The sequence below is a fragment of the Nonomuraea harbinensis genome (assembly GCF_019396385.1).
Lineage (GTDB): Bacteria > Actinomycetota > Actinomycetes > Streptosporangiales > Streptosporangiaceae > Nonomuraea > Nonomuraea ferruginea.
The window spans coordinates 1-23,457 of the sequence record NZ_JAHKRN010000087.1; the positions used below are offsets into that span (position 1 = coordinate 1).

Genomic DNA, 23,457 nt, shown 5'->3' on the forward strand with positions numbered 1-23,457 from the left:
ATGTCACCGGGCTCGCACACCACCGCGTGGTCGAACTCCAGCCCCTTCGCCAGCGAGGCGGGCAGGACGGCGAGCCGCTCGTCCGGCTCAAGCCCGGCCGCCCGCAGCGCCTCCTCCAGCGCCCCGGCGGCCGGATCGGCGGCGATCACCCCCACCGACCCCTCGAACCCCAGCGCCTCCCGCACCGCCGCCACCAGGCCGGCGGCCAGGTCGCCGGCGGCGCGCACGCGCAGCCTGCCGCCGGCGCGGTGCGCGCGGGTGACGGGCACGTCCGCCTTGAGCGTCCCCAGCAGCCGGTTGGCCACCTCGACCACCTCCGCGGGTACCCGGAAACCCGCCGTCAGCGCGACCACCCGCGCCTCCGGCTTGCCCAGCAGGGCCATGCGCTCCGGCCAGGAGGCCGCCGCCCACGGCGTGGTGCCCTGCGCCAGGTCGCCCAGGACCGTCAGCGAACCGTGCCCGCTACGCCGCGCCACCGCCCGGCACTGCATCGGGGACAGGTCCTGCGCCTCGTCCACGATCACGTGCCCGTAGCCGCGCGGCCGCTCGATCAGCCCCGCGAGCTCGTCCAGCAGCACCAGGTCGGCGGCGGACCACCGGGCGCCCCTGAACCCGCGCGGCGGCCGGGCCCACACGATCGCCTCGCGCTCTGCGCCGGTGAGCGACGGGGCGTGGGCCCGGCCGGACAGGACCTCGTACAGCACCTCCTCCGGCCGGACGGCCGGCCACACCGCGTCCAGGAACGGCGTGACCGCCCGGCCGACGCCGCGCAGCCACGCCGCCGTCGCGGACCGCCCGCGCGCCTCGGCCTGTCTCCGCACGAGCTCGACGACGCGGGCGCGCACCCGCTCGCGTGCCGTCGCGTACGGGAGCCCGTCGCGGCGGGTGTCGTCGACCACGCGGCGCAGCTCGTCCTCGCCCACCCGCCAGCGGGCCGAGCCGTCGGGCACCGCCAGCGGCTCGACCGGCTTGCGGATCCGGCCGTACAGCGCCTCGCGCAGCACCCGCGCCATCCGCGCGTCGTGCTTGACCGCGGCCGCGTCCGGGGTGTCCCCGGCGCGCACGGGCACGGTGGCGAGCAGCTCGTCCAGGGTGGTCTGCTCGACGTCCACCTCGCCCAGCGCGGGCAGCACGGCCGAGACGTAGCCGAGGAACGCCCGGTTCGGCCCCAGCACCAGCACGCCGCCGCGGCGCAGCCGCCGCCGGTGCGCGTACAGCAGGTAGGCCGCCCGGTGCAGGCCGACCGCGGTCTTGCCGGTGCCGGGCGCGCCCTGCACGCAGATCGACTCCTCCAGGCCCGCCCGTACGAGGTCGTCCTGCTCGGGCTGGATGGTGGCGACGATGTCGCGCATCGGGCCGACCCGCGGGCGCTCGATCTCGGCGGTCAGGATGCGCCCGGCCCGTTCCTCCTCGCCCCGGCCGAGCCGTTCGTCCTCGTACCCGGTCAGGACGGTCCCGGCCCAGCCGAACCGGCGGCGCACCGCCACCCCCAGCGGGTCGCGGGCGCCCGCCCGGTAGAACGCCCGCGACACCGGCGCCCGCCAGTCGATCACCAGCGGGGGGCCGCCGCGCTCGCCGCCGACGTGCCGCCGGCCGATGTGGTACGTGCGGCCCGCGTGGTCCGCCGAGCCCGCGCCGAAGTCGAGCCTGCCGAAGAACGGCGGCCCGTCCGGCTCCTCGCCGAGCTCCTCGGCCAGGCTCTTGAGGTGGCGGCCCAGCCGTTCTGCGCTGTAGCGGTCGCCGGCCACGGTCTCGCCGACGATCACGTTCTCCCTGGCGGCGTCCAGCATCCCGCGCAGCCCCGCCCGGCACCGCTCGGCGTGGCGTCTCTCCTCGTCGAGCGCCGTCATCGCACCTCCTAAGTGTTAACTCGGTAAAGATATTGACCAGGTTAACGCTTTGCTAGGGTGTGCTCATGACGGGACTGCGCGAGCTCCAGCGGCGGCTGGTGCGGGAGACGATCTCCGCCGCGGCCATCCGGCTCTTCCTGGAGCGCGGCTTCGACGAGGTGCCGGTCACCGAGATCGCCGCCGCCGCCCAGGTGTCCAAGCCGACGCTGTTCAAGTACTTCCCGACGAAGGAGGACCTGGTCCTGCACCGGATCGCCGACCACCAGGGCGAGGGCGCCCGCGTGGTGCGCGCCCGGGCGCCCGGTGAGGGGCCGCTGGAGGCGCTGCGCCGCCACTTCCTCGACGGCCTCGCCCGCCGCGACCCGGTCACCGGACTCAACGACGACCCGGAGGTCATGGGGTTCCACCGGATGGTGTTCACCACGCCCGGCCTGGCCGCCCGCCTGTCCCACCACACGGCCCAGGACGAGGCGGCGCTCGCCGAGGCGCTCGCGGAGACCGTCGACGAGCTGACCGCGTCGCTGGTGGCCGGCCAGGTCCTGACCGTCCACCGCATCCTCGCCCGCCGCAACTGGCAGGCCCTGTCTCTCGGCGTCCCCCTCGCCGAGCAGGAGCCGGAGGCCGTCCGCGCCGCCCGGCACGCCTACACCCTGCTGCGCCTGTGACCCGGGCGCCGGTCAGCCGATCCACGTCTCGTGCAGACGCAGCCACACGGGCGCGCCGCCGTCCGCCCGGAGCACGGCGGACGACCGCCGGCCCCGCCCGCCCTGCCATTCCTCGTACGAGGCCACGACCAGAGATCCTTCACCGGCCACCACACGGATGTCGCGGATCTCGATGACCAGCCCCGGCGCGGTCCCGTACGCGGCCTCGACCTCGGCCAGCACCCGATCGCGCGCCAGCGCCCGGCCGTCCGGCGTCACCATCGTGAAGGCGGGCCCGTGCGCGCCGGCGAACCGGGCGAACTCGTCCCGCGCCGCCGTCCCCGCCAGCCACCGCTCGATGACCTGATGATGGCGGACGATCTCGGCCGCGATCACAGGGCCGCCGCCCACGCCGCCGGGGTCATGAGCGTGACGCCGAGCGACGGCCCCGGCCCGAACAGGGCCGCCGGGGCCGCGGAGGCGATCCACCGGTAGGTCGCGGCCACCTCCGCCGCCGTCGCCGCGCCCACCGCCCGCGCCAGGCCCGCCTCGAACACGGCCACGTCCTGCTCCTCGTACCGGAGCCCGAACGCCGCCGCCAGCTCCGGCCCGGTCACCGCGGCGGGGCCGCCCGCGTCCACCACGCTCCCCGCGAGCCCGTCCCCGGTGAGCGCCGCGACCGTGAGCGCGCCCAGGCCGGCATGCCCCAGCCAGGCGACGGGCAGATCAGCGGGCAGCGGGTAACGCAGCACCTCGTCCCCCGGGTGGTTCTCTGGTTGCGGAGAACCCAGCACCCCGTCCCCAGGGTGGTTCCCCGGCAGCCGAGAACCCAGCACTCCGGGCGCCAGCAGGTTCTCCAGGTAAAGCGCCGGGCGGAGCACCACGACCGGCAGCCCGGACTCCCGCAGCGCCCGCACCGCCGCCCGCCGCGTGTCGAACGCCGCCACCCCGGTCTCGCCGTCCGGCAGCCGGTTGCCGGTGTTGAACACCAGCCGCCGCACCCCGGCCGCCCGCGCCCCCTCGATCACGTTGCGCGTGAACGCCGCGACCGTCTCCGCCTCGAACACCAACGGCAGCACCACCGACGCGTGCGTCACGCCGGTGAACGCCTCCTTCACCCGCCCGGCGTCGCCCAGGTCGCCGCGGAACGGCGTCACCCCCTCCGGGACCTTCCCCGTACGCGTGAACCCGCGCACCTCGTACCCGCTCTCCGCCAGCCTGCGCGCGACCGCGCCGCCTTGGGCGCCCGCGGCGCCGAACACCAGGAATCTCATACCCGCAAGTCAACGGCAGTCGCCCCGATACGCTCCATAAAGCATCATCTCCCGATATTTAAGGAACGTCCGTGGAAGACGACCTGCTGAGCGAGCTGCTCGCCCCGCTGCGCCTGCGCGGCGTCTTCCACAGCCGCTGGACCGCCCGCGCCCCGTGGGGCGTGGCGGGCGAGCGGGAGGACTGCGCGCTGCTGCACTACGTCCAGGAAGGCGCCTGCCTCGTCGAGCTGCCGGAGCGGACGGTGCGCCTCGAAGCGGGCGACCTGGCCGTGTTCCCGCACGGCACCGCCCACACGCTCGCCGACGCCCCGGGCCGCGCGACGATCCCCCTGGCCCGGCTGCTCCCCGCGCGGGAACCCGGCGCCATCGGCTCCGTCCGCATCGACGGGCCGGGGCCGGCCACCACCCTGCTCTGCGGCGGCCTGCACTACGACGCCTCCGCCGCCGCCCCGCTGTACCGGTCGCTGCCGCCGGTGCTCGTCCTGCCGTCGGCCGCGGTGGCCGGCCAGCCCCTGCTCGGCGACACGCTCACGCACCTGGCAGGGGAGTGCGACCAGGCGGAGCCGGGACTCGCGCTGGTGGCGCTGCGCGGCTTCGAGCTGGCGTACGTGCTGGCGCTGCGCGCCGCCCTGACCTCGCTCGGCGACGTACCGGTGCTGCCGGCCCTGCGCCACCCGGCCATCGCGCCCGCCCTGCTGGCCGTGCACACCCGGTTCGCCGAGCCGTGGACGCTCGCCGGGCTGGCGGCGGAGGCGGGGCTGTCCAGATCGGCGTTCGCGGCCACGTTCCGCGAGCTGATGGGGGAGCCGCCGATGCGGCACCTGACGGCCCGCCGCATGCAGGAGGCCGCGCGCCTCCTCGCCACCACGTCCCTTTCCCACGAGACCATCGCCCGGCGCGTGGGTTACGGGTCCGCGGTCGGCTTCCACCTGGCCTTCAAGCAGTGGTACGCGAGCACCCCCGGCGCGTTCAGGCGGGAGCGCGGCGTCAGCCGGCGGGGATGAGCTCGACCCGGATGATCCGATCGTCTCCCGGGCGCGGATCCGTCCCGCCCCAGGTCGCCCGGTCGGTGTTGGACGTCACGATCCACAGCGCCCCGTCGGGGGCGACCTCGACCGTGCGGATGCGGCCGTACTCGCCCGCGTAGTGCCCGATCGGTTCGCCGGCGGCCCTGCCCCCGTCGACGGGCAGCTGCCACAGCCGCTGCCCGCCCAGCGCCCCCATCCAGAGGGAGCCGTGCGCGTAGGCGACGCCCGACGGCGACGCCTCGTCGGGGTGGAGCGTGAAGATCGGCGGCTCACCGGTGCCGCCCTCGACGCCCTCGGACTCGGGCCACCCGTAGTCCAGCCCCGGCCGCAGCACGTTGACCTCGTCCCAGGTGCGGTGGCCGAGCTCGGAGGCGTACGCCGTCCGATCGGGGCCGAAGGCGATGCCCTGGACGTTGCGGTGCCCGGAGGAGTAGATCGCGGTCCCGGACGGGTTGTCGCCGGGGATCGAACCGTCGAGCCCGACGCGGAGGATCTTGCCGTTCAGCGACGCGTCGTCGGCGGCCTTCTCCGGGTCGAACGCGTCACCGGTGCCGATCCACAGGTGGCCGTCCGGGCCGATCCGCAGCCGGCCGCCGTGGTGGCGGTCCGCGGTGCCGATGCCGTCGAGGACGACGCGGTCCCGCCGCAGCGATCGGAAGTCCTCGCCGACCTCCAGCGCGACGACGCGGTTGGCCCGGACCCCGGAGACGTACGCGAAGATCGTCCGGTCGTGCGCGAAACCGGGTGACACCGCCAGGCCGAGCAGGCCGCCCTCGGCGCCGGCCGCCACATCGGGCACCATACCGACCACGGCGGCGGAGCCGCCTGCGGCGGGGACGCGCAGGATCCGTCCCGTCAGGCGTTCGGAGACCAGCGCGGATGCGTCCGGGAGGAAGGCCAGGCCCCAGGGAGCGCTCAGGCCGGTGACGAGCTCGGTCCGCTCGCCCGGCCGCGCGACCGCCGGCTCCGACCGCGCCGGGGCCGGGGCGCACCCGGTCAGCCCGATCACGGTCGCGACGGCCGCCATGAGGACCGGGATCTTCAGTTTCGCGTCCATGACTCCTCCGCGGCGTTGATATCAGCGATAGCATCGCACAGTTTCCGCCGATACGGAACAGTGCTAACAATTTATCGATATCGCCGATTCGCAGAGGGGTCAGGGAATGATGGAGTCGACGTAGCCGCCGTCCACCCGGACCGCCGCCCCCGTGGTGGCCGAGGCCAGGGGAGAGGCCAGATAGGCCACCAGGTTGGCGATCTCCTCGGGCTCGATCAGCCTCTGGAGCAGCGACAGCGGCCGGTGCTCGCGCATGAACGCGCGCTGCGCCTCCTCCCAGGGCAACGACCGGTCCACGAGCTGGTAGACGAACTCCTCGACGCCACCGGTGCGGGTCGGGCCGGCGATGACCGCGTTCACGGTGACGCCGCTGCCCGCGGCGTGCTTGGCGAAGCCGCGGGAGACCGCGAGCAGCGCGGTCTTGCTCGCGCCGTAGTGGATCATCTCCTCGGGAATCGCGATCGCCGAGTCGCTGGCGATGTTGAGCACCCGGCCTCAGCCGCGCTCGACCATCCCCGGCAGATAATGGCGGATGAGCCGCACGCCGGCCAGGACGTTGACCTCCCAGGAGCGCCGCCACTCGGCGTCGGTGATCTCCAGGGCCGCCACGGCGTCGCCGACGGCCTCGGCACGGCGGCCGTTGATGCCGACGCGGGCTCCGGCGTCGGCGAGCCGGCGCGCGATCGCCGCCCCGATGCCCTGCGTGGAGCCGGTCACGAGCGCCGTCCGGCCGGTGAGGTCAAGCGTGATCATGCTGTTCACGCTATACCCGCGGGCAGCCGGATCCCGGCAGGCCGGGAGGGTCCGCGCCCGGTCCGGCCGTCAGGCCAGCGGGCGCGGGGGCGGCAGGCGGAGACGGTCGACCGCGTCGCGGCGGGTCTTCTCGGGACGGCGGTCGTAACGGGCCGTGGTCGCCGGCGACGAGTGGCCCACCAGCGCCTGCGCCGTGGCCAGGTCCACGCCCGCGTCCAGGAGCTCGCCGATGAACGTGCGCCGGAAGTCGTGCGCGGTCCGGGGGGAGGCGCCCGCCGAGGCCAGCCGCCGGGCCAGGATGTCGGCGACGCCCTGGCCGGTCAGCGGCACCGGCCGGCCTTCGCGGCACCGCAGCCGGCCCGCCTTGCTGATCGGGCTGAACAGCGCGCCCGCCGCGCGTCCCCGTACCGCCAGCCAGCGCTCCACCAGCCCGAGCGCGTCCGGCGTGAGGTAGACGAGACGCTCCTTGTCGCGCTTGCCGCGCACCCGCAGCGACCGCGCGCCCGGGTCGTAGTCGGCGAGCGCCAGCCCGCAGACCTCGGCCCGGCGGCAGCCCGTCGAGTAGAGCACCGCGATCAGCGCCGCGTCGCGTTTCCCGGCCGCCGAGTCGTCACAGGCCGACAGCGCCGCGCCCACCACCTCCGGCGGCACGTGCTGCCCCACCGGCAGCCGGGTCTGCCGCACCGGCGCCAGGTCGGCGGCCCGCGCGTAGTCCTCCGCGCCGGTCTGCCCGAGCCGCCACGCCTCCTTCAGCACCCGCCGCAGCGCGACCAGGTGCTTGTTGACGTACGCGGCCGACCAGCCCCGCTCGACCAGCATCGTGCGGATGCGCACCGTGTGCTCGTAGCGCAGCAGGTGCCACGGCTGGCCCGCCCCGGTCGCGTTCTCGTCGCCGGTGAGCAGCCGGGCCAGCCGGTCGAGGCAGCCGCGCATCGTCCGGCGCGACTCGGAGCTGGTCAGCGAGTCGAGATAGACGTGGTACGGGTCGCGGGCGGGCTCGACGTTCGGCGCCGCCACCTCGGGCACGGCGGGCAGGCTCACCCGCACGATCTTAGTGGCGGCGCCGTCCGTTCACAGGAGCGCGTCGAGCAGGCGGTCCACGTCCGACCGGTCGTTGTAGTGCACCAGGCCCGCCCGCACCGCGCTGCCCGCGTCGCGGATGCCGAGCACGGCCGTCAGCTCCCAGGCGTAGTTGTGGCCGTTCCACACGTTCACCCGGCGCGCCGCCAGGTGCTTGGCCACCTCGCGCGGCGTCTTGCCCGCGACCGTGAAGTAGGCGGTGGCGGTGCGCCGGGCCGGCTTGCCGTACACCGTGACGTGCGGCATCGACTCCAGGCCCGCCAGCAGGTGGCCGAACAGCTCCAGCTCGTGCTCCTCCGCCGCGGCCATCGAGGCCAGCAGCCGCTCGCGCCGCGTCCCCGTGCCCGGCGCCATCGCCGCCAGGTGGTCCACGGCCGCGGTCACCCCGGCCAGGTCGGCGAAGGCGGCCGTGCCCCACTCGAACCGTTCGGGCACCTCGTCCGACGAGGACGCCAGCTTGTCCGGCCGGACCGTCTCCAGCAGCGCCGGGTCGGCGATCACCGCGCCGATGTGCGGCCCCGACCACTTGTAGGCGCTCGTGGCGTAGAAGTCGGCGCCCAGCGCCTTCATGTCCACCGGCCCGTGCGCGGTCGCGTGCACCCCGTCCACGTACGTGAGCGCGCCCGCCTCGTGCGCCAGCGCGCAGATCGCGGCCACGTCGGGGCGGGTGCCGAGCACGTTGCTCGCCGCCGTCACCGCCACCAGCCGGGTGCGCGGCCCGATCAGGTCCGCGTACTGCTCCACCGGCAGCTCCCCGGTGACCGGGTCCACCTCCGCCCACCGCACCGTCGCCCCGGTGTGCACCCACGGCCGCACGTTGGCGTCGTGGTCGAGCCGCGACAGCACCACCTCGTCGCCCGGCCCCCACTCCTTGGCCAGCGCTCCGGCCAGCCGGTACGTGAGCGTCGTCATGTTCGGCCCCAGGACGACCCCGTCAGGGTGGCCGCCCACCAGGTCGGCCACCGCCGCCCGGCAGCCCGCCACGATCGCGTCCGACCGGTGGCTTGCCGGGAACGCGCCGCCCACGTTGCCGATGCCCTGACGGTAGGCGCCGGCGATGGCGTCGATGACCGGCTGCGGCACCTGCGTGCCCGCCGCGCCGTCGAGGTAGGCGTACCCGTCGGCCAGCGCCGGATAGGCCGCGCGCACTGATGCGAGAGGAAAAGTCATGATGCCATCATGCTCTCGCGTGAAGCCGTCAACCGAGCCACCCACGGGACCCCGGCTTGCCCGCGGCGGGACATAGATGGTTGGGTCAGGGCAGAGGTGAACCCATGCCACAGCTTTCCGCCCTGGACGCGCAGTTTCTCCACTTCGAGACCGCGACCAACGTGGCCAACATCGCCGGACTGGCCATCCTGGACGGCGAGCTCAACCGTGCCGACCTGCAGGACCTGCTGCAGGCGCGGCTCCCGTACGTGCCCGCGCTGCGCCGCAAGCTGGCCCCGGTGCCGCTCGGCCTGGACCACCCGTACTGGGAGCAGGAGGACGATCTCGACCTCGACTACCACGTACGCGAGATCGGCCTGCCGCCGGGCGGCGACGACCGGCAGCTCGCCGAGCAGGTGTCGAGGCTGCACGCGCGCGCTCTGGACCGGTCGCGGCCGTTGTGGGAGATCTACCTGATCCACGGGCTGGCCGGCGGCCGGACCGGCCTCTACACGAAGATCCACCACGCGGCCGTGGACGGCGTCGGCGGCGCGGACGTGCTGGCCGCGCTGCTCGACCTGGCGCCCACACCCGCGCCGCCGCCGCCGCACGCGCCCGAGCGGGACGAGCCGCCGCCCGGGGCCGCCGAGATGCTGCTGCGCGGCCTGGCCAGGATGGCGCTGAACCCGGCGCACGCGGTGCGGTTCATCGCGCAGGCGGTGCCGCACATGGACGAGATCCCGGTCCTGTCCTCCCTCCCCGGCAGCCACACGCTGTCCGGGCTGGCCCGCAAGGCCGCCGGGGTGGGACAGGTGCCCGACCTGCCGGCGGCGCCGGCGCCCTGGACGCCGTTCAGCGGTCCCGTCTCCCAGCATCGGCGCTTCGCGTTCGTGTCGCTGCCGCTGGCCGAGATCAAGGCGGTGCGCAAGCGGTTCGAGGTGACGGTCAACGACGTGGTCATGGCCGTGTGCGCGGGCGCGCTGCGCCGCTGGATGGCCGCGCACGGCGGGGCGCCCGACCGGCCGCTGGTGGCCGGGGTGCCGTTCTCGCTCCGCGAGCTCGGCGACGAGCAGGCGGGCAACCAGGTCACGCTCGTGCCCGCGCCGCTGGCCGCGCACGTGGACGACCCGGTGGAGCGGCTGCGTGACGTGCGCGACGTGATGTGCCGGATCAAGGACCGGTTCGGGCTGGCGCCCGCGCGGTGGCTGCGCGAGTTCAGCGAGTCGATGCCGGCCGCCCTCATGGGGCTGGCCTCCCGGTCGGCGTTCGGGCTGCTCGGCCAGACGGCGCCGCCGATCAACGTGATGGTCTCGAACGTGCCGGGCCCGCAGTTCCCGCTGTACGTGAGCGGCGCGCGGCTGCTCTCCTTCTACCCGGTCTCGGTGATCACCGACATGAGCGGCGGGGTCAACATCACCGCCTTCTCCTACGACGGGTCGGTCGACTTCGGCGTGGTCACCGACCGGGTGATGGTGCCGGACGCGTGGGAGCTCACCGGTTACCTGCGCGACTCCCTCGACGAGCTGCTCGACGCGGAGGCGTCCTTCAAACGATGAGGCGCACCCGGCGGCCCGGTCAGGGCCGCCGGGCGGGTCAGCCCAGGTAGTCGCGCAGGGCCATGGCCCGCGACGGGTGGCGCAGCTTGGACATGGTCTTGGCCTCGATCTGGCGGATGCGCTCGCGCGTCACCCCGTAGACGCGGCCGATCTCGTCGAGCGTCATCGGGCTGCCGTTGACCAGCCCGTACCGCATCGAGATCACGCCCGCCTCCCGCTCCGACAGCTCGTCCAGCAGCGCGCGCAGCTGGTGTTGCAGCAGCGTGAAGGAGACCGCGTCGGCGGGGGAGACCGCCTCGGTGTCCTCGATCAGGTCGCCGAACTGGCTGTCGCCGTCGTCGCCCAGCGGAGTGTCGAGGGAGATCGGCTCGCGGCCGTAGCTCTGCACCTCGACCACCCGGCCCGGGGTCAGCTCCGTCTCCTCGGCTATCTCCTCGGGTGTGGGCTCACGGCCGAGCTCGCTCTGCAGCCGGCGCTGCGCCCGCGCCACCTTGTTGATCAGCTCCACCATGTGGACCGGGATGCGGATCGTGCGCGCCTGGTCGGCCATGGCGCGGGTGATCGCCTGCTTGATCCACCAGGTGGCGTAGGTGGAGAACTTGTAGCCGAGCCGGTAGTCGAACTTCTCGATCGTCCGGATCAGACCGAGGTTGCCCTCCTGGATGAGGTCGAGGAAGAGCATGCCGCGACCCGTGTAGCGCTTGGCGATCGACACCACGAGCCTCAGGTTGGCCTCCAGCATGCGCCGCTTGGCGAGCTCGCCGTCGTCGGCGATCCACGTCAGGTCGGCGCGGAGCTCGTCGTCGAGGTCGGGCTCGGTGCCGAGCCGCTCCCTGGCGAACAGGCCGGCCTCGATCCGCTTGGCCAGCTCGATCTCCTGCTCGGCGTTGAGCAGGGGCACCCGCCCGATCTCCTTCAGATACGTCTTGACGGAGTCGGCGCCCACGGTCGCGACAGCATCGGCTGCGCTGTCGTCCAGTTCGATAACCTCTGCGGTCTGGGTCACGACACTCTCCTCGCTCGGCGGTGGACGGTTGGGCGGCGGTCGCGGGGTGCGGGCATCGGCTCCCTGGCTGATGAAGACGGAAATCTCCACTCCAAGCTACCCAACGCCCTGGAATGGTTGTGACTGCCATCACCCGGGCGGAAAGGACACCCAGGCGGCGGTCGCGTCGTCGTGGAGCTTGCCGTGCGGCACGCCTCTGGCCCGCTCCTGCTCACGAGTCTCGGCCAGCAGCTTCTCCGGCTCGGCGGCGCCGGCCACCAGGCTCTCCCAGGCTCGCCCGTACCAGTCGGCCAGCCTCGTCGCGCCGTCGGTGAACAGCGCCGCCCCGCGCAGCTCGGCCACCGGCACCGCGCCCGCCACCCAGAAGCCGCCCGGCCGGTTGCGCAGCGAGGTCACCAGCTCCAGCGAGTACGGGCGCCCGCCCGGCAGGTGGTCGAGCCGGTCGTCGCGGACGACCGTCACCGAGCCGTCGCGCCGCCACAGCGCCACCGCCGAGTCGCACAGCACGAGGTACTCCAGCCGGTCGCCGCGGCGCCGGGCGAGCGCCGCCGTGGCCGACGGCGAATGGGGGTTGCCCAGGTCGCAGGAGCCGCCGTGGGCCTCCATGGTGGCGGTGATCGCCGCCGCCAGCACCTCCGGCAGCGGTCCGCCGCCCTCGATGCCCGCCGCGAGCGCGCCGGCGAGGGTGCGCACCAGCCACGGCACCCCGTGGCGGCACCCGGGCTCCACCCCCGGCGCCGGCGTCGCGCCGTCGAGCACCACCACCCACGACGGGCCTGCCAGCACGTAGTCCTCGTTCGCCCGGCCAGGGGCGGCGGCACTCGCGTAACTGACGCGCAGCATCGAACTCCTCATGGATGACCATCAGATCGGCGGGTACCGGCCAGGAAAAGCCATGCGGAGATCAAGATTTCCGTGTCGCCGGATCACAAACTCCCGACGCTGTTTTACATTCCCAGCACCAGGCCCACGTCCACATACCCGTTCGGTGGTGACCCTTGTGACACGCACCCGTTCGAGCCTCGTCCACCAGGCAGGTTACGCGCTCAAGAATCCGCGGAAGATCATGCCGCACCTGCGGAGACTGAGCCGTGACACCTGGCTGCGGCTGCGCACCCGCGACCACGTCTCCTACTACCGCGCCGTCATGAAGGACGACGCCGCGCGCAGCCCCGAGGGCGCCGTCGGGTCCCACTCCCACCGGCGCTGGCTGGCGATGGGCCAGATGCAGTTCGACTATCTGGTCGAGCACGGGCTCAAACCGGAGTGCCGGATGCTGGAGATCGGCTGCGGCAACCTGCGCGCCGGCAGGCTGTTCGTCGACTACCTGCACACCGGCAACTACTACGGCCTCGACATCTCGCCCGACATCCTCATGGCCGCCCAGGACACCCTGGTCGCGCACGGGCTGCGCGACAAGCTGCCCCACCTCACCCCGGTCCGCGACCTGCGCTTCGCCTTCCTGCCCGACGAGCACTTCGATGTCGTGCACGCCCACAGCGTCTTCTCCCACTCGCCGATCGAGGTGATCGACGAGTGCTTCGCGCACGTCGGGCGGGTCATGAAGCCGCACGCCTGGTTCGACTTCACCTTCGACCGCACCGAGGGCAAGGAGCACCACGTGCTGCGGGAGGACTTCTACTACCGCACCGAGACGCTCGTCGCGCTGGCCGCCCGCCACGGGCTCGACGCCGTCTTCATGGAGGACTGGGAGCAGCTCCCGCACAAGCAGTCGAAGATCCGCGTCACCCGGCGGTCCTGAAATATCGGAATGCGTCGGGGACCGGCGGGTCCCTAGAGTGCCCGGGTGAGAGACATCCGGGCGCTGCCCAAGGCCCACCTGCACGTCCACCTCGAAAGCACCGTACGGCCCGAGACCATCCGCGAGCTGGGCGGCACGCCCCCCGGAGACACGCCGTTCCGGAGCTTCCGCGAGTTCGCCGACCGGCGGGCGCGGGTGCGCGAGCTGCTGCGCACCCCCGGCGACTTCCGGCGGATCGCGGTGGAGTTCTGCGCCGACGAGGCCGCCCAGGGCGTGCGCTACGCCGAGGTGACCTTCACCGCGGCCTCCCACGGCGAGCGGGTGGGCGCGCCGGAGATGCCGCTGGAGGCGGTGCTCGACGGGCTGGCAGAGGGGCGGCGGTACGGGATCGAGTGCCGCCTGCTCCTCGACCACTCCCGCCGCCGCCCGGTCGAGCGCATGTGGCGGACGTTGAAGCTCGCGCAGCGGTACGAGGCCGTGGTGGGCATCGGGCTGGCCGGCGACGAGAGCTACCCGCTGGCCCCGTTCGCCGGGGTGTGCGACGCGGCCAGGGACGCGGGGCTGCGCCTGGTGCACCACGCGGGCGAGTTCGGCGGGCCCGGCAGCATCCGGGAGGCGCTCACCCTCGGCCACGCCGGGCGGATCGGCCACGGCATCCGCGTGCTGGAGGACCCGGAGCTGGTGCGGGAGGTGCGCGGGCGGGGGATCGCGCTGGAGGTGTGCCCGACGTCGAACGTGCTGCTCGGGCTGGTGCCGTCGCTGGCGGCGCATCCGCTGCCGCTGCTGCGCGAGGCGGGGCTGGTGGTGACGCTCAACACCGACGGGGAGACGTCACTGGCGGACGAGTACGCCCGCGTGCGTGACACGTTCCAATGGGCGGACGCCGAGCTGGCGGCGCTGGCCAGGGCGGGTGTCGTGGCGTCGTTCGCCGGGCCGGAGCTGAAGGCGGAGATGCTGGAGGGCATCGACGCGTGGCTGGGCGGTGGGGCCTGATCGGTGGGGCCTGATCGATGGGGGATGCGGGGGGATCTGCGGGGGACCGGCTTGTAAGCGGTCGCGCGGGCGGCGGACTCCGCCGAGGTGCTGCCATCCCTGCCGCAGGCTCTCGTGGCCGGCGGGCTGCACCGGTCCTTCCCCCTGATCATCACCGGGCTGGTGGACGGCCTCCCAAGCAGCCGATGGCCGGAAGACGGCTCCCCATGCCCTCCGCGACGTCGCCCCCCACTTGTGTGAGACGGGCGCGCGGCTTGGGTCCGGTTCGAACGAGTGCGACCCGTGACGCTGCAGTTCCGCGGTGGATCGGCATCCACGCAGGTGGATCGGCGACCGGCAACCAGATAGGCGGGCCGGTGATCCGCATCCGGCCAGACGGATCGGTGGTCCGCATTCGGCCGGTTGGATCGGCAACCCGCATTCGGCCAGACGGTTCGGCGATCCGCGGGCGGCCAGGTGGGTCGCGGGGCGGAAACCGGGCGGGCGGACGGCCGGCCGGAATCCGGGCAGGCGGGTTAAGGTCCGATGGGGCCGGCGGCATCCGGGCGCGGCCGTGCCTGACCGCCGCCCGGCCACGGCCGGGACCGGCCGGCGTCCGGGGACGACAGGAACCGACCGGCGCGCGCATCGCCGCGCGGCGGGACGGGTCTGAGACGGCGACTCGCCATACATGGTGCAACTCCTCGCACGAGTCTTCTCCTCAGACCTACCGCCTGGCCAGTGGGCGCAAGCCCAAATTCTCACCAAGTCTCGGCCTAGGCGTGAGCTCCCACGCCGACGGGGCCCACCGTCAGCCGCGGCGTCCCCTCCAGGATGCCGCCGATCCGCGCCACCTGCTCGTCCAGCTCACGTAGCGCGGCGGCGGACAGCTCGGCCAGCGGCTCCACGGTGACGTCGATCCGCTTGCCCGAGCGCCGCTGGTGCCACACCCCGGCGACCTGCCCGTCCACGAGCAGCACCGGATAGTTGCCCGCCTGCCCGCCCGCCAGCGCCCGCCGCGCGGCGGCTCCCTCGTACAGCAGCTCGCGCGGCCGGCCCGCGACCACGTACGCGTCGAAGTACGGCAGCAGCCGGACCCCGCGCGGCGGCTCGTCCGGCACCCCGGTGTCGCCCGCGAGCACCCACGCCGGCCGGCCGTCCAGCCGCACCTCCTCCAGCTCGACCAGCTCGAACGCCGCCACGGCCCACCGCTTCGGCCCGCCCGCCCACTGGGCGAAGTGCTCAGGCGTGGCCGGCCCGTACGCGGTCAGGTAGGCCCTGACCAGCTCGGCCCGCCCGTCCACCGGCCGGAGCTCGCCCGGCGGCGCGGTGTAGGTCACCTTCCGGCCCCTGACCGGCCCGAACACGAACGCGCCGCGGTGCGCCGCCAGCGCCATCGCCTGCCGCCAGCGCGGCCACATGGTCTGGAACGCCGGCATCACCAGGTCGCCCGCCCATGGCCCGGCCACCTCGATCACCGCCTCGCTCAGCTCGTCGATCGTCAGCGTCCGCCCCGCCACCGCCTCCCGGATGGCGGCCACCACCCGCTCGGTCTGCTCCGCCGTCATCCGCACCCCTTCGGAGAACGCGTTCGTCCCCGCCGGGATGGAGGACATCGCCCCCACCCACAGGGGGAGGTCCCGCGTGGGCAGCAGGTGCACGGTGCCGCGCGGCCCGTGCGTCTTGACCAGGCTGCGCGCGCCCCACAGCGCCTCGCGCACGTCGGCCCGCGTGGCGTCATCCATGCGCAGCGCCACCGACACCTCGGCCGCCGACATCACCTGGGCGTGCGCCCCGCACATCGCCGCCACCACCCCGGCCGGCCGGCCGCCGCCCGCCGCCGTTCCGTCCAGCCCCGCCCGGGCCAGCCGCCGCGCGCTCACCTGACTCCACGTCATCTCGATCACGCCTTCACCGTACGAGACGACGCGGAAAGCTCCGTTCCGCGTTGGTCGGCGATCAGCCGCGCGGTACGGTCGGGCATGCGGACGTTACTCACGTGCCTCATCACCGCCCTGCTGCTGACCACGGCCTGCGGAGACGCCGCCCCCGCCGACCCGCGGCTGCGCGCGGAGCTGCTGGAGATGCTGCGGCTGGACCAGGAGGTCAGGACCCCCGACGCCGACCAGGCCGACTGGGACCGGATCGAACGCGCCAACACCGAGCGCATGCGCCAGATCCTGGACGAACACGGCTGGCCCGGCTACGAGCTGGTGGGCGAGGACGGCGAGGACGCCGCCTGGGCGCTCGTCCAGCACGCCGACCGTGCCCTCGACCTGCAGCGCCGGGCTCTGGCCCTGCTGCGCGAGGCGGTCGCGAAGGGCGACGCCTCCCCGGGCAACCTGGCCTACCTGGAGGACCGGGTGCGCGTCGCCGAGGGCAAGCCGCAGCGCTACGGCACCCAGTGGGAGCCGACCCAGGACGGCCAGTGGCGGCCGCGCACCCCCATCGAGGACGAGGCCGGGGTGGAGGAGCGCCGCGCCGAGGCCGGGCTGCAGCCGCTCGCCGAGTACCTGGAAGAGCTCAAGTCCTTGGAGTAGGGCGCCGCGTTAGGGTTGTCAACGTGCATGAGGAACGCCGATGAAGTACCTACTGCTGATCTACGGCAACCCCGCGTCCCAGGAGGCGATCGCCCGCGCGCGGGACCAGGTCATGGCCGAGGTCGACACGCTGATGAAGGAGCTGGCCGCGACCGGTGAGCTGGTCGGCGGCCAGGCCCTGGCCGGGCCCGCCGAGTCGAAGACGGTCGTGGTGCGCGACGGCGTGCCCGCGGTCACCGACGGGCCGTTCCTGGAGAGCAAGGAGTTCCTGGCCGGCTACCTCATCGTCGAGTGCGAGAGCGTCGAGCGGGCCACCGACATCGCCGCCCGCTGGCCGGACGCCCGCCTGTGCGCGATGGAGGTGCGGCCGATCATCAACGAGGTCACCGCGTGAGCACGGCTGTGGCCGACGACCTGCTGCGCGAGCTCGTCCCCCAGGTTCTCGGCGTGCTCGTGCGCCGCCACGGGCAGTTCGACGCCTGCGAGGACGCCGTCCAGGAGGCGCTGATCGACGCGGCCGTGCAGTGGCCGGCGCAGGGGCTGCCGGACAACCCGCGCGCCTGGCTGCTCACCGTGGCCACCCGCCGGCTGACCGACCAGGTGCGCAGCGAGTCCGCCCGCCGCCGCAGGGAGGAGAACGCCGCCGCCCGCACGCCCGCCGACGAGCTGGTCGCCCCGGCTCCCGGCGAGGAGCGGGCGCCCGGCGGCGACGACACGCTCACCCTGCTCTTCCTGTGCTGCCACCCGGCGCTGTCGCAGCCCTCCCAGCTCGCGCTCACCCTGCGCGCCGTCGGCGGCCTGACCACCGCCGAGATCGCCGCCGCCTTCCTGGTGCCCGAGGCGACCATGGCGCAGCGCATCAGCCGGGCCAAGCAGCGCATCAGGGCCGCCGGCGTGCCGTTCGCGCCGCCGCCCGAGCCCGAGCGCGCCGGGCGGCTGCGCGTGGTCCTGCACGTGCTCTACCTGATCTTCAACGAGGGCTACGCCGCCACCTCGGGCCCCGACCTGCACCGGCCCGAGCTGACCGCCGAGGCGATCCGGCTGGCCAGGGAGCTGCACCGGCTGCTGCCCGGCGACGGCGAGGTCACGGGCCTGCTGGCGCTCATGCTGCTGACCGAGGCGCGCCGCCCGGCCCGCACCGACGAGGCGGGCCGGCTCGTCCCCCTCGACGAGCAGGACCGCGCCCTGTGGGACCGCCGGCTCGTCGCCGAGGGCGTCGCGCTCGTCACCGGCGCGCTGGCCGGCGCGCCCCTCGGCCCCTACCAGGTGCAGGCCGCGATCGCGGCCGTGCACGACGAGGCGCCCGCTGCGGCCGACACCGACTGGCGGCAGATCCTGGCTCTGTACGGGGTGCTCGCGGAGCTGGACGACAATCCCGTCGTCGCGCTCAACCAGGCGGTCGCCGCGGCGATGGTGCACGGCCCGCGGACCGGGCTGGCGCGGCTCGACGAGCTGGCCCATGACGGGCGGCTGGCGGGCCATCACCGGCTCCACTCCGTCCGCGCCCACCTGCTCGAACGCGCGGGTGAGCCGGAGGCGGCCGCGGACGCCTACCGTGAGGCCGCCCGCCGCACCACCAGCCTGCCCGAGCGCCGCTATCTGGAGGACAGGGCGGCCGCGGTGCGCTGACCCGGTAGTTGACAATTATTTTTTTCGGTGCGATGTTGGGCCCATGTACGAAGTGACGGTGATCGAGGATCCCGCGGCGGCCGAGGCGTCGCTCGATCCCATGCGCTCCAGGCTGCTGGCCGAGCTGGTCGAGCCGGGCTCGGCGACCTCGCTCGCCGCCAAGGTCGGCCTGGCCAGGCAGAAGGTCAACTACCATCTGCGCACGCTGGAGAAGCACGGCCTGGTCGAGCTGGTCGAGGAACGCAAGAAGGGCAACGTGACCGAGCGGGTGATGCAGGCCAAGGCCGCGTCCTTCGTGATCTCCCCGGTGGCGCTGGCCGCCGTGCAGCCCGACCCTGAGCGCGCCCCCGACCGGCTGTCGGCCCGCTGGCTGCTGGCCGTGGCCGCCAAGCTGGTACGCGACGTGGGCACGCTGATCACCGGCGCCGCCACGGCGGGCAAGCGGGTGGCCACGTTCGCCATCGACGGGGAGGTCCGCTTCGCCTCGGCCGCCGACCGGGCGGCGTTCGCCGAGGAGCTGGCCGACGCCGTCACCCATCTGGTGAGCAAGTATCACGACGAGCAGGCCGCGGGCGGTCGCGAGCACCGGCTCGTCGTCGCCGTGCACCCCGCGGTGAAGGAGGAGCGCTGAGGTGGGACGCGAGTTCGAGCTGCCCCAGGAGGCCGTCGTCGAGGCGACCCCGGAGGAGGTGTGGGCGGCCATCTCGACCGGGCCCGGCATCGACTCGTGGTACCTGGGCCGCAGCCAGGTGGCCGGCGGGGTGGTGCGCACCGCCTTCGGCGGCGGCGAGATGGAGCCGTCCAGGGTGACCGCGGCGGAGGAGCCGCGACACTTCGCCCACACCAGCGACATCGCCGCTGACGGGCGCTTCGTCGCCTACGAGTTCCTCGTCGAGGGCCGCGGCCAGGGCAGCACCATGGTGCGCATGGTCACCAGCGGCTTCCTGCCCGGCGACGACTGGGCCGACGAGTTCGAGGCCATGTCCGGCGGCCTGTCCCTGTTCTTCGCCACGCTCGTGGAGTATCTGACGCACTTCCGCGGCCGCCACGCGACCCCGGTCGTGGAGTTCGGCCCGCCGGTGACCGACTGGCCGCGCGCCTGGGAGATCCTGTACGCGGAACTCGGGCACGCCACGCCGGGCGACAAGGTCAGACTCGACGCGGCCGGGGTGGAGGGCGTCGTCTACCACCGCGGCGACCAGACGCTGGGCATCCGCGCACCCGACGCGCTCTACCGGTTCATGCAGGGCTTCCACGGCCCGATGATCGCCTCCCACCACGTGTTCGGCGACGCCTCGGGCCAGGGCCCGGCCTGGCGGGCCTGGCTGGAACGGCTCTACGGCTGAGCCTTGCGGGCCCGTACCGCCAGCACCAGCGGGACGGGCCCGCCGCTCTCCTCGAACCGCTCCGGCGTCAGCCCCGCCGCCAGGAAGTCGTTGAGCAGGCCGGACAGCGGCCAGTGGCTGGCGCCCACCTTGGCGCGCACGCCCTTGTCGGTCCACGACTCCCTGGTCCAGTGGCTGTCGCGGTATCCGGGCCGGATCACCAGCGCTCCCGGGTCGCTGCGGTCGGCGAACCCGCCGCAGAAGCACGGATGCACCCCCACGTGCACGAACAGCCCGCCGGGACGCAGCACCCTGGCCGCCTCGCGCAGCACCTGTGGGTAGCGGGGCATGTCGGTGTGCACCATCACCGCGATCACGGCGGGCAGGCGGCCGTCCGCGAACGGCAGCCGCGCCGCGTCCGCCCGCAGCGTCGGCAGGCGGCCCCGGGCGTGGCGGAGCATCCGCTCCGACAGGTCCACCCCGAACGGCGCCCACCCCAGTTCGCGCACCACCCGGGCGTGCACGCCGGTGCCGCACCCGATCTCCAGGCACGGGCCCGCGCCCTCGCCCAGCAGCCCGCGCAGCACCCCCTCGATGCCCAGCGGGTCACCGGCGCCGAGGAACTCCTCTGCGTACCAGTCGGCGATCTCGTCGTAAGCGGCCTTCATCACCTCAGCGGATCACGCCGCCCGCTACCCGGCCAGGCTTTCCGCCGACGGCTTAGGACTCACGGCGCGCCGAAGATCGCGTCGCGGGCCGTCGTCAGGGCCGTCACCACCGCCCCCTTGACCACCGGGTCGCCCTCGACCTCCGTCACCCGCACCTCGGTCGGGACGGGCGCCACCGCCGCCAGCCCGTCCGCGACCCGGGAGGCCAGCTCCGCGCCGCCCTCGCGCCCGGTGTCGCCGGCCAGCACGACCAGGCCGGGGTCCAGCACCGCGACCCCGGGGAACGCCGCCAGCACCACCCGGCGGGCCAGCTCGCCGAGGTCCAGCCGGGAGACCTCCTGCCTGGTGAGCAGGTCGCAGATCGAGCCGGCCGGGGAGTCGAGGAAGCCGATCTCGCCCGCGCCGCCCGACGCCCCCTGCCGCGGCCTGCCGCCGAGCACGACGGCCGCGCCGATCCCCTCGTCGAGCCAGAGCATGACGAAGTCGTCCCGCCCGGCCGCAGCCCCCTCGCGGTGCTCGGCCAGCGCGGCCAGGTTCACCTCGTTCTCCAGCACGACCGGCGCGGCCAGCCGTGCGCGCAGGTCGCCCAGCAGGCCGGGCCGCCAGCCGGGGAGCATGCTCGCCTCCAGCATGTCGCCGGTCCGCGGGTCCACCACGCCGGGCACGCCGACGGCCACCGCGTCGACGGCCCGGCCGGCCGCCGCCTCGGTGACCGCCGCGGCGACCTGCTCGGCCAGGTCGCCGCCCGCCTCGCGGGTGCGGGTGCCGACGGTCGTGCCCGCCAGGTCGGTGACGACCGCGTGGATGGCGTCGCGGCGCACGCCGACGCCCGCCACGTGCGCGCGTCCGGCGACGATCCGGTAGAGCTTGGCGTTCGGGCCGCGCCGGTCGCCGCCGGTCATGCCGTGCGCCTCGACCAGCCCGCCGGCCTGGAGCCGCTCGATGAGGTCCGACACGGTGGGCCGCGACAGCCCGGTCAGCGTCTTGAGCTGCGGCGCCGTCAGCGGGCCCTGCTCCAGCAGGAGGTCCAGGGCCAGCCGGTCGTTGATCGCGCGAGCGGTGCTCGGGGTCGCCGTACGCATCTTTCCTCTTTTCATCAGGAACCCTGCCTGATAATTTACTACCCATGAGACATCCCCATCATCGCGCCATCGCCGCGGCCTTCGCCTTGCACGGAGCGGTCACGGGCAGCCTGGTCACCCGCACGCCGTGGATCCAGGACAACCTCGGCCTGGACCCCGCCATGCTCGGGCTGGCCCTGCTCTGCCCGCCGGTCGGGGCGTTCCTGACGATGCCCACGACCGGCCGGTTAGCCCACCACTTCGGCGCGCGGACCGTGCTGCGGGTGTTGCTCCCGCTCAACTGCGCGGCGCTGGTGCTGCCCGCTTTCGCGCCCGGGTTCGGCTGGCTGTGCCTGGTGATGTTCCTGCTCGGCGCCACCGCCGGCGCCGTCGACGTGGTCATGAACGCGCAGGGCGTCGAGGTGGAGCGGCGGGTCGGCCGTTCGGTGATGGCGGGCCTGCACGGCATGTGGAGCGTCGGCAACTTCGCCGGGGCCGGCGTCGGCGTGGCGGCCGCGCACGCCGGGCTCGACGCCCGCGCCCACCACGTCATGGTGGCCGCACTGCTGATGGCCGCCACCGTACCGGCGCTCCGGGGGGTTCCCGGCGGGCGGCCCGCCTCGGGCGGGCACACGCCGCCGCACTTCGCCCTCCCGTCGAAGGCCGTGTTCGTCATCGGCCTGGTCGGGGTGTGCGCCGCGGTGGTCGAGCTGTCCAGCATGCAGTGGGCCGCCGTCTACACCATCGCGGTCACCGGTTCGAGCGAGGCTGTGGGCGCCGTCGCGTACGCGGTCTTCGCCGGTTTCATGGTGCTCGCTCGGTTCCGCGCGGACGCGGTCATCGGCAGGTTCGGCCCGGTCCGTACCGTGCGGTGGGCCGCCGTGCTGGCCACGCTCGGCACGGTGGTGATCGCGGCCGGACGCGTCCCGGCCGTCACCGTCACGGGGTTCGCGCTGTTCGGCGTGGGCATGGCGGTCGTCATCCCGCTCGTGTTCGCCGCCGCCGGCAACGCGGGCAAGGACACGGCCACCGGCGTGGCCGGGGCCGCCACGATGACGTACCTCGCCGGGCTGGCCGCGCCGGGGGCGACCGGCTGGCTGGCGGGCGCCGCGTCCTTCCCCGCCGTGTTCTGGGTGTTCGCCGCACTCACCGCCGTGATGGGCCTGCTGGCCGGCGCGTTGCGGCCGGCGGCGGCGTCGCGGCCCGTGCCGGTGCCGGCCGGGGAGCGGTGAGCTATGGGCGGCGTGACCTGGCGGTCTCCAGGCCGTCGAGGACCAGGGCGAGCCCCGTCTCGAACGCCTGGCTCGACTTGCGCTCCAGATAGGCGACGGGCTCCTCGTTAGGCCGCGGCGGCCCGGCCTCGACCCGCGACAGCATCGGATAGCGGCCGGCGAAGCCGGGTGCGACCTCCGCCAGGATCGCGCCCCTGGCCCGCCACCACTCCTCGTCGGACACGCCCGTCTCGGCCCCGGCCCGCCGGGTCTCGGCCACGGTGGCGGCCGACCCGCGGACGAAGTCGGTGAGCAGCGACACGGCGCCGCGCAGCACCTCCGGCGGCAGGCCCGTCTCGTGCAGGATCCCCGCCAGCGACTCCAGCAGCGTGAACTCGTTCGGCCCGAGCACCGGCCGGGCCTGCGAGAGCCGCAACGCCCACGGGTGGCGCAGGTAGAAGGCACGCACCTCGCGGGCCCACGCCGACACCGCCGCCCGCCAGCCGTCCGACAGGTCGTAGGCCGCGGGCAACGCGGCCAGCGCCCGGTCGTACATGAGGTCGACGAGTTCGCCCTTGCCCGGCACGTACGTGTAGAGCGCCATGCCGCTGCGGCCCAGCCGCTCGCCGACCCGCCGCATGGACACCGCGGCCATGCCCTCGGCGTCGGCGATGGCGATGGCGGCGTCGACGATCTCGTCGACGCTCAGCCCGGGCTTGGGGCCGGGACGGGCCTCCTGGGCGGGCCCGGCCCGCCACAGCAGCGCCATCGACCGGCGTGGATCACCTTGCCCGGCGTAGACGACCAACGTGCGGCTCCTCGGGGATCTCTTTACGCGTCGAGGATATCCGCGACAAGCGCCGGCGCCGGCACGGAAGATCCGTGCCGGCGC

At 74.3% G+C, this 23,457-nt stretch carries 22 protein-coding genes and 2 pseudogenes; 11 read left to right on the forward strand and 13 right to left on the reverse strand.

The window, feature by feature from the left end:
- Window positions 1-1,850 (reverse strand): HelD family protein (locus KME79_RS46755; protein ID WP_219552150.1); only part of this gene is annotated, 1,850 nt, incomplete at its 3' end.
- A 65-nt stretch (window positions 1,851-1,915) separates the two neighbouring features.
- Here KME79_RS46755 and KME79_RS42875 point away from each other — a divergent pair.
- Complete coding sequence (locus KME79_RS42875) at window positions 1,916-2,515, forward strand: TetR family transcriptional regulator (RefSeq protein WP_219552152.1); 600 nt, start codon at window positions 1,916-1,918, stop codon at window positions 2,513-2,515.
- A gap of 12 nt (window positions 2,516-2,527) precedes the next feature.
- On the opposite strand, the gene KME79_RS42880 is transcribed toward KME79_RS42875, so the two are convergent.
- Both KME79_RS42880 and KME79_RS42885 read right to left on the reverse strand, forming a co-directional pair.
- Window positions 2,528-2,905 (reverse strand): DUF4440 domain-containing protein, encoded by a 378-nt coding sequence (locus KME79_RS42880; RefSeq protein ID WP_219552154.1) that lies wholly within the window; start codon window positions 2,903-2,905, stop codon window positions 2,528-2,530.
- Window positions 2,887-3,768 (reverse strand): SDR family oxidoreductase, encoded by an 882-nt coding sequence (locus tag KME79_RS42885; protein WP_219552156.1) that lies wholly within the window; start codon window positions 3,766-3,768, stop codon window positions 2,887-2,889. Before KME79_RS42885 ends, KME79_RS42880 begins: the two co-directional genes overlap by 19 nt.
- Before the next feature lie 71 nt (window positions 3,769-3,839).
- Here KME79_RS42885 and KME79_RS42890 point away from each other — a divergent pair, with 71 nt between their 5' ends.
- Window positions 3,840-4,772 (forward strand): AraC family transcriptional regulator, encoded by a 933-nt coding sequence (locus tag KME79_RS42890; RefSeq protein ID WP_219552158.1) that lies wholly within the window; start codon window positions 3,840-3,842, stop codon window positions 4,770-4,772.
- On the opposite strand, the gene KME79_RS42895 is transcribed toward KME79_RS42890, so the two are convergent.
- The 4 genes and pseudogenes from KME79_RS42895 to KME79_RS42915 form a co-directional block, all read right to left on the reverse strand.
- A complete protein-coding gene (locus tag KME79_RS42895) occupies window positions 4,756-5,853 on the reverse strand; it encodes a PQQ-dependent sugar dehydrogenase (protein WP_219552160.1) in 1,098 nt (365 codons plus the stop codon). The genes KME79_RS42890 and KME79_RS42895 overlap by 17 nt on opposite strands.
- Window positions 5,854-5,952: 99 nt before the next feature.
- Window positions 5,953-6,603: pseudogene (locus KME79_RS46010) on the reverse strand (SDR family NAD(P)-dependent oxidoreductase).
- A gap of 72 nt (window positions 6,604-6,675) precedes the next feature.
- Window positions 6,676-7,647, reverse strand: a complete 972-nt coding sequence (locus KME79_RS42910; protein WP_219552166.1) for a tyrosine-type recombinase/integrase — start codon at window positions 7,645-7,647, stop codon at window positions 6,676-6,678.
- Window positions 7,648-7,677: 30 nt separating this feature from the next.
- Entirely contained in the window at window positions 7,678-8,856 is a 1,179-nt protein-coding gene (locus KME79_RS42915; protein ID WP_219552168.1) for a cysteine desulfurase-like protein, read from the reverse strand.
- A 104-nt stretch (window positions 8,857-8,960) separates the two neighbouring features.
- On the opposite strand from KME79_RS42915, the gene KME79_RS42920 reads away from it, so the two are divergent.
- A complete protein-coding gene (locus KME79_RS42920; RefSeq protein ID WP_219552170.1) occupies window positions 8,961-10,391 on the forward strand; it encodes a WS/DGAT/MGAT family O-acyltransferase in 1,431 nt (476 codons plus the stop codon).
- A gap of 37 nt (window positions 10,392-10,428) precedes the next feature.
- Here KME79_RS42920 and KME79_RS42925 read toward each other — a convergent pair.
- Window positions 10,429-11,430, reverse strand: a pseudogene (locus KME79_RS42925) (RNA polymerase sigma factor); the annotation flags it as partial.
- Between the two features lie 96 nt (window positions 11,431-11,526).
- A complete protein-coding gene (locus KME79_RS42930; protein WP_219552174.1) occupies window positions 11,527-12,240 on the reverse strand; it encodes a protein phosphatase 2C domain-containing protein in 714 nt (237 codons plus the stop codon).
- A 157-nt stretch (window positions 12,241-12,397) separates the two neighbouring features.
- Between KME79_RS42930 and KME79_RS42935 the strand changes: the two genes are divergently transcribed.
- A complete protein-coding gene (locus KME79_RS42935) occupies window positions 12,398-13,159 on the forward strand; it encodes a class I SAM-dependent DNA methyltransferase (protein ID WP_308249260.1) in 762 nt (253 codons plus the stop codon).
- A 45-nt stretch (window positions 13,160-13,204) separates the two neighbouring features.
- A complete protein-coding gene (gene add / locus KME79_RS42940) occupies window positions 13,205-14,152 on the forward strand; it encodes an adenosine deaminase (protein ID WP_219552176.1) in 948 nt (315 codons plus the stop codon).
- A gap of 755 nt (window positions 14,153-14,907) precedes the next feature.
- On the opposite strand, the gene KME79_RS42945 is transcribed toward add, so the two are convergent.
- Window positions 14,908-16,029 carry a winged helix DNA-binding domain-containing protein gene (locus tag KME79_RS42945; protein ID WP_219552215.1) on the reverse strand — a complete coding sequence of 374 codons (1,122 nt, stop codon included), beginning with the start codon at window positions 16,027-16,029 and terminating at the stop codon, window positions 14,908-14,910.
- Between the two features lie 84 nt (window positions 16,030-16,113).
- Here KME79_RS42945 and KME79_RS42950 point away from each other — a divergent pair, with 84 nt between their 5' ends.
- The 5 genes from KME79_RS42950 to KME79_RS42970 are packed head-to-tail and all read left to right on the forward strand — an operon-like array spanning window position 16,114 to window position 19,646.
- Window positions 16,114-16,671, forward strand: coding sequence for a DUF6624 domain-containing protein (locus tag KME79_RS42950; protein ID WP_219552178.1), 558 nt, complete (start codon window positions 16,114-16,116; stop codon window positions 16,669-16,671).
- Between the two features lie 40 nt (window positions 16,672-16,711).
- Window positions 16,712-17,065, forward strand: coding sequence for a YciI family protein (locus KME79_RS42955; RefSeq protein ID WP_219552180.1), 354 nt, complete (start codon window positions 16,712-16,714; stop codon window positions 17,063-17,065).
- On the forward strand, window positions 17,062-18,300 hold the full coding sequence (locus KME79_RS42960; RefSeq protein WP_308249261.1) for an RNA polymerase sigma factor: 1,239 nt from the start codon (window positions 17,062-17,064) through the stop codon (window positions 18,298-18,300). The genes KME79_RS42955 and KME79_RS42960 overlap by 4 nt, the downstream gene beginning before the upstream one ends.
- 43 nt (window positions 18,301-18,343) lie before the next feature.
- Window positions 18,344-18,931, forward strand: a complete 588-nt coding sequence (locus KME79_RS42965) for an ArsR/SmtB family transcription factor (RefSeq protein ID WP_187281186.1) — start codon at window positions 18,344-18,346, stop codon at window positions 18,929-18,931.
- A gap of 1 nt (window position 18,932) precedes the next feature.
- On the forward strand, window positions 18,933-19,646 hold the full coding sequence (locus tag KME79_RS42970) for an SRPBCC family protein (RefSeq protein WP_219552182.1): 714 nt from the start codon (window positions 18,933-18,935) through the stop codon (window positions 19,644-19,646).
- On the opposite strand, the gene KME79_RS42975 is transcribed toward KME79_RS42970, so the two are convergent.
- Together KME79_RS42975 and KME79_RS42980 are read right to left on the reverse strand one after the other, a co-directional pair.
- A complete protein-coding gene (locus tag KME79_RS42975) occupies window positions 19,637-20,293 on the reverse strand; it encodes a class I SAM-dependent methyltransferase (RefSeq protein ID WP_219552187.1) in 657 nt (218 codons plus the stop codon). The two genes, KME79_RS42970 and KME79_RS42975, sit on opposite strands and share 10 nt — an antisense overlap.
- Before the next feature lie 59 nt (window positions 20,294-20,352).
- Window positions 20,353-21,375, reverse strand: coding sequence for an ROK family transcriptional regulator (locus tag KME79_RS42980; protein WP_219552193.1), 1,023 nt, complete (start codon window positions 21,373-21,375; stop codon window positions 20,353-20,355).
- Between the two features lie 44 nt (window positions 21,376-21,419).
- Here KME79_RS42980 and KME79_RS42985 point away from each other — a divergent pair, with 44 nt between their 5' ends.
- Complete coding sequence (locus tag KME79_RS42985) at window positions 21,420-22,586, forward strand: MFS transporter (RefSeq protein WP_219552200.1); 1,167 nt, start codon at window positions 21,420-21,422, stop codon at window positions 22,584-22,586.
- Between the two features lies 1 nt (window position 22,587).
- Here KME79_RS42985 and KME79_RS42990 read toward each other — a convergent pair whose 3' ends face one another.
- Complete coding sequence (locus KME79_RS42990; RefSeq protein WP_219552205.1) at window positions 22,588-23,373, reverse strand: TetR/AcrR family transcriptional regulator; 786 nt, start codon at window positions 23,371-23,373, stop codon at window positions 22,588-22,590.
- Window positions 23,374-23,457 lie beyond the last annotated feature (84 nt).

Coding starts and splice junctions, on each gene's coding strand:
- KME79_RS42875 (WP_219552152.1), top strand. CDS start 1,916: ATGACGGGACTGCGCGAGCTCCAGCGGCGGCTGGTGCGGGAGACGATC.
- KME79_RS42885 (WP_219552156.1), bottom strand. CDS start 3,768: ATGAGATTCCTGGTGTTCGGCGCCGCGGGCGCCCAAGGCGGCGCGGTC.
- KME79_RS42895 (WP_219552160.1), bottom strand. CDS start 5,853: ATGGACGCGAAACTGAAGATCCCGGTCCTCATGGCGGCCGTCGCGACC.
- KME79_RS42915 (WP_219552168.1), bottom strand. CDS start 8,856: ATGACTTTTCCTCTCGCATCAGTGCGCGCGGCCTATCCGGCGCTGGCC.
- KME79_RS42920 (WP_219552170.1), top strand. CDS start 8,961: ATGCCACAGCTTTCCGCCCTGGACGCGCAGTTTCTCCACTTCGAGACC.
- KME79_RS42930 (WP_219552174.1), bottom strand. CDS start 12,240: ATGCTGCGCGTCAGTTACGCGAGTGCCGCCGCCCCTGGCCGGGCGAAC.
- KME79_RS42945 (WP_219552215.1), bottom strand. CDS start 16,029: ATGACGTGGAGTCAGGTGAGCGCGCGGCGGCTGGCCCGGGCGGGGCTG.
- KME79_RS42950 (WP_219552178.1), top strand. CDS start 16,114: ATGCGGACGTTACTCACGTGCCTCATCACCGCCCTGCTGCTGACCACG.
- KME79_RS42955 (WP_219552180.1), top strand. CDS start 16,712: ATGAAGTACCTACTGCTGATCTACGGCAACCCCGCGTCCCAGGAGGCG.
- KME79_RS42965 (WP_187281186.1), top strand. CDS start 18,344: ATGTACGAAGTGACGGTGATCGAGGATCCCGCGGCGGCCGAGGCGTCG.
- KME79_RS42975 (WP_219552187.1), bottom strand. CDS start 20,293: ATGAAGGCCGCTTACGACGAGATCGCCGACTGGTACGCAGAGGAGTTC.
- KME79_RS42980 (WP_219552193.1), bottom strand. CDS start 21,375: ATGCGTACGGCGACCCCGAGCACCGCTCGCGCGATCAACGACCGGCTG.
- KME79_RS42985 (WP_219552200.1), top strand. CDS start 21,420: ATGAGACATCCCCATCATCGCGCCATCGCCGCGGCCTTCGCCTTGCAC.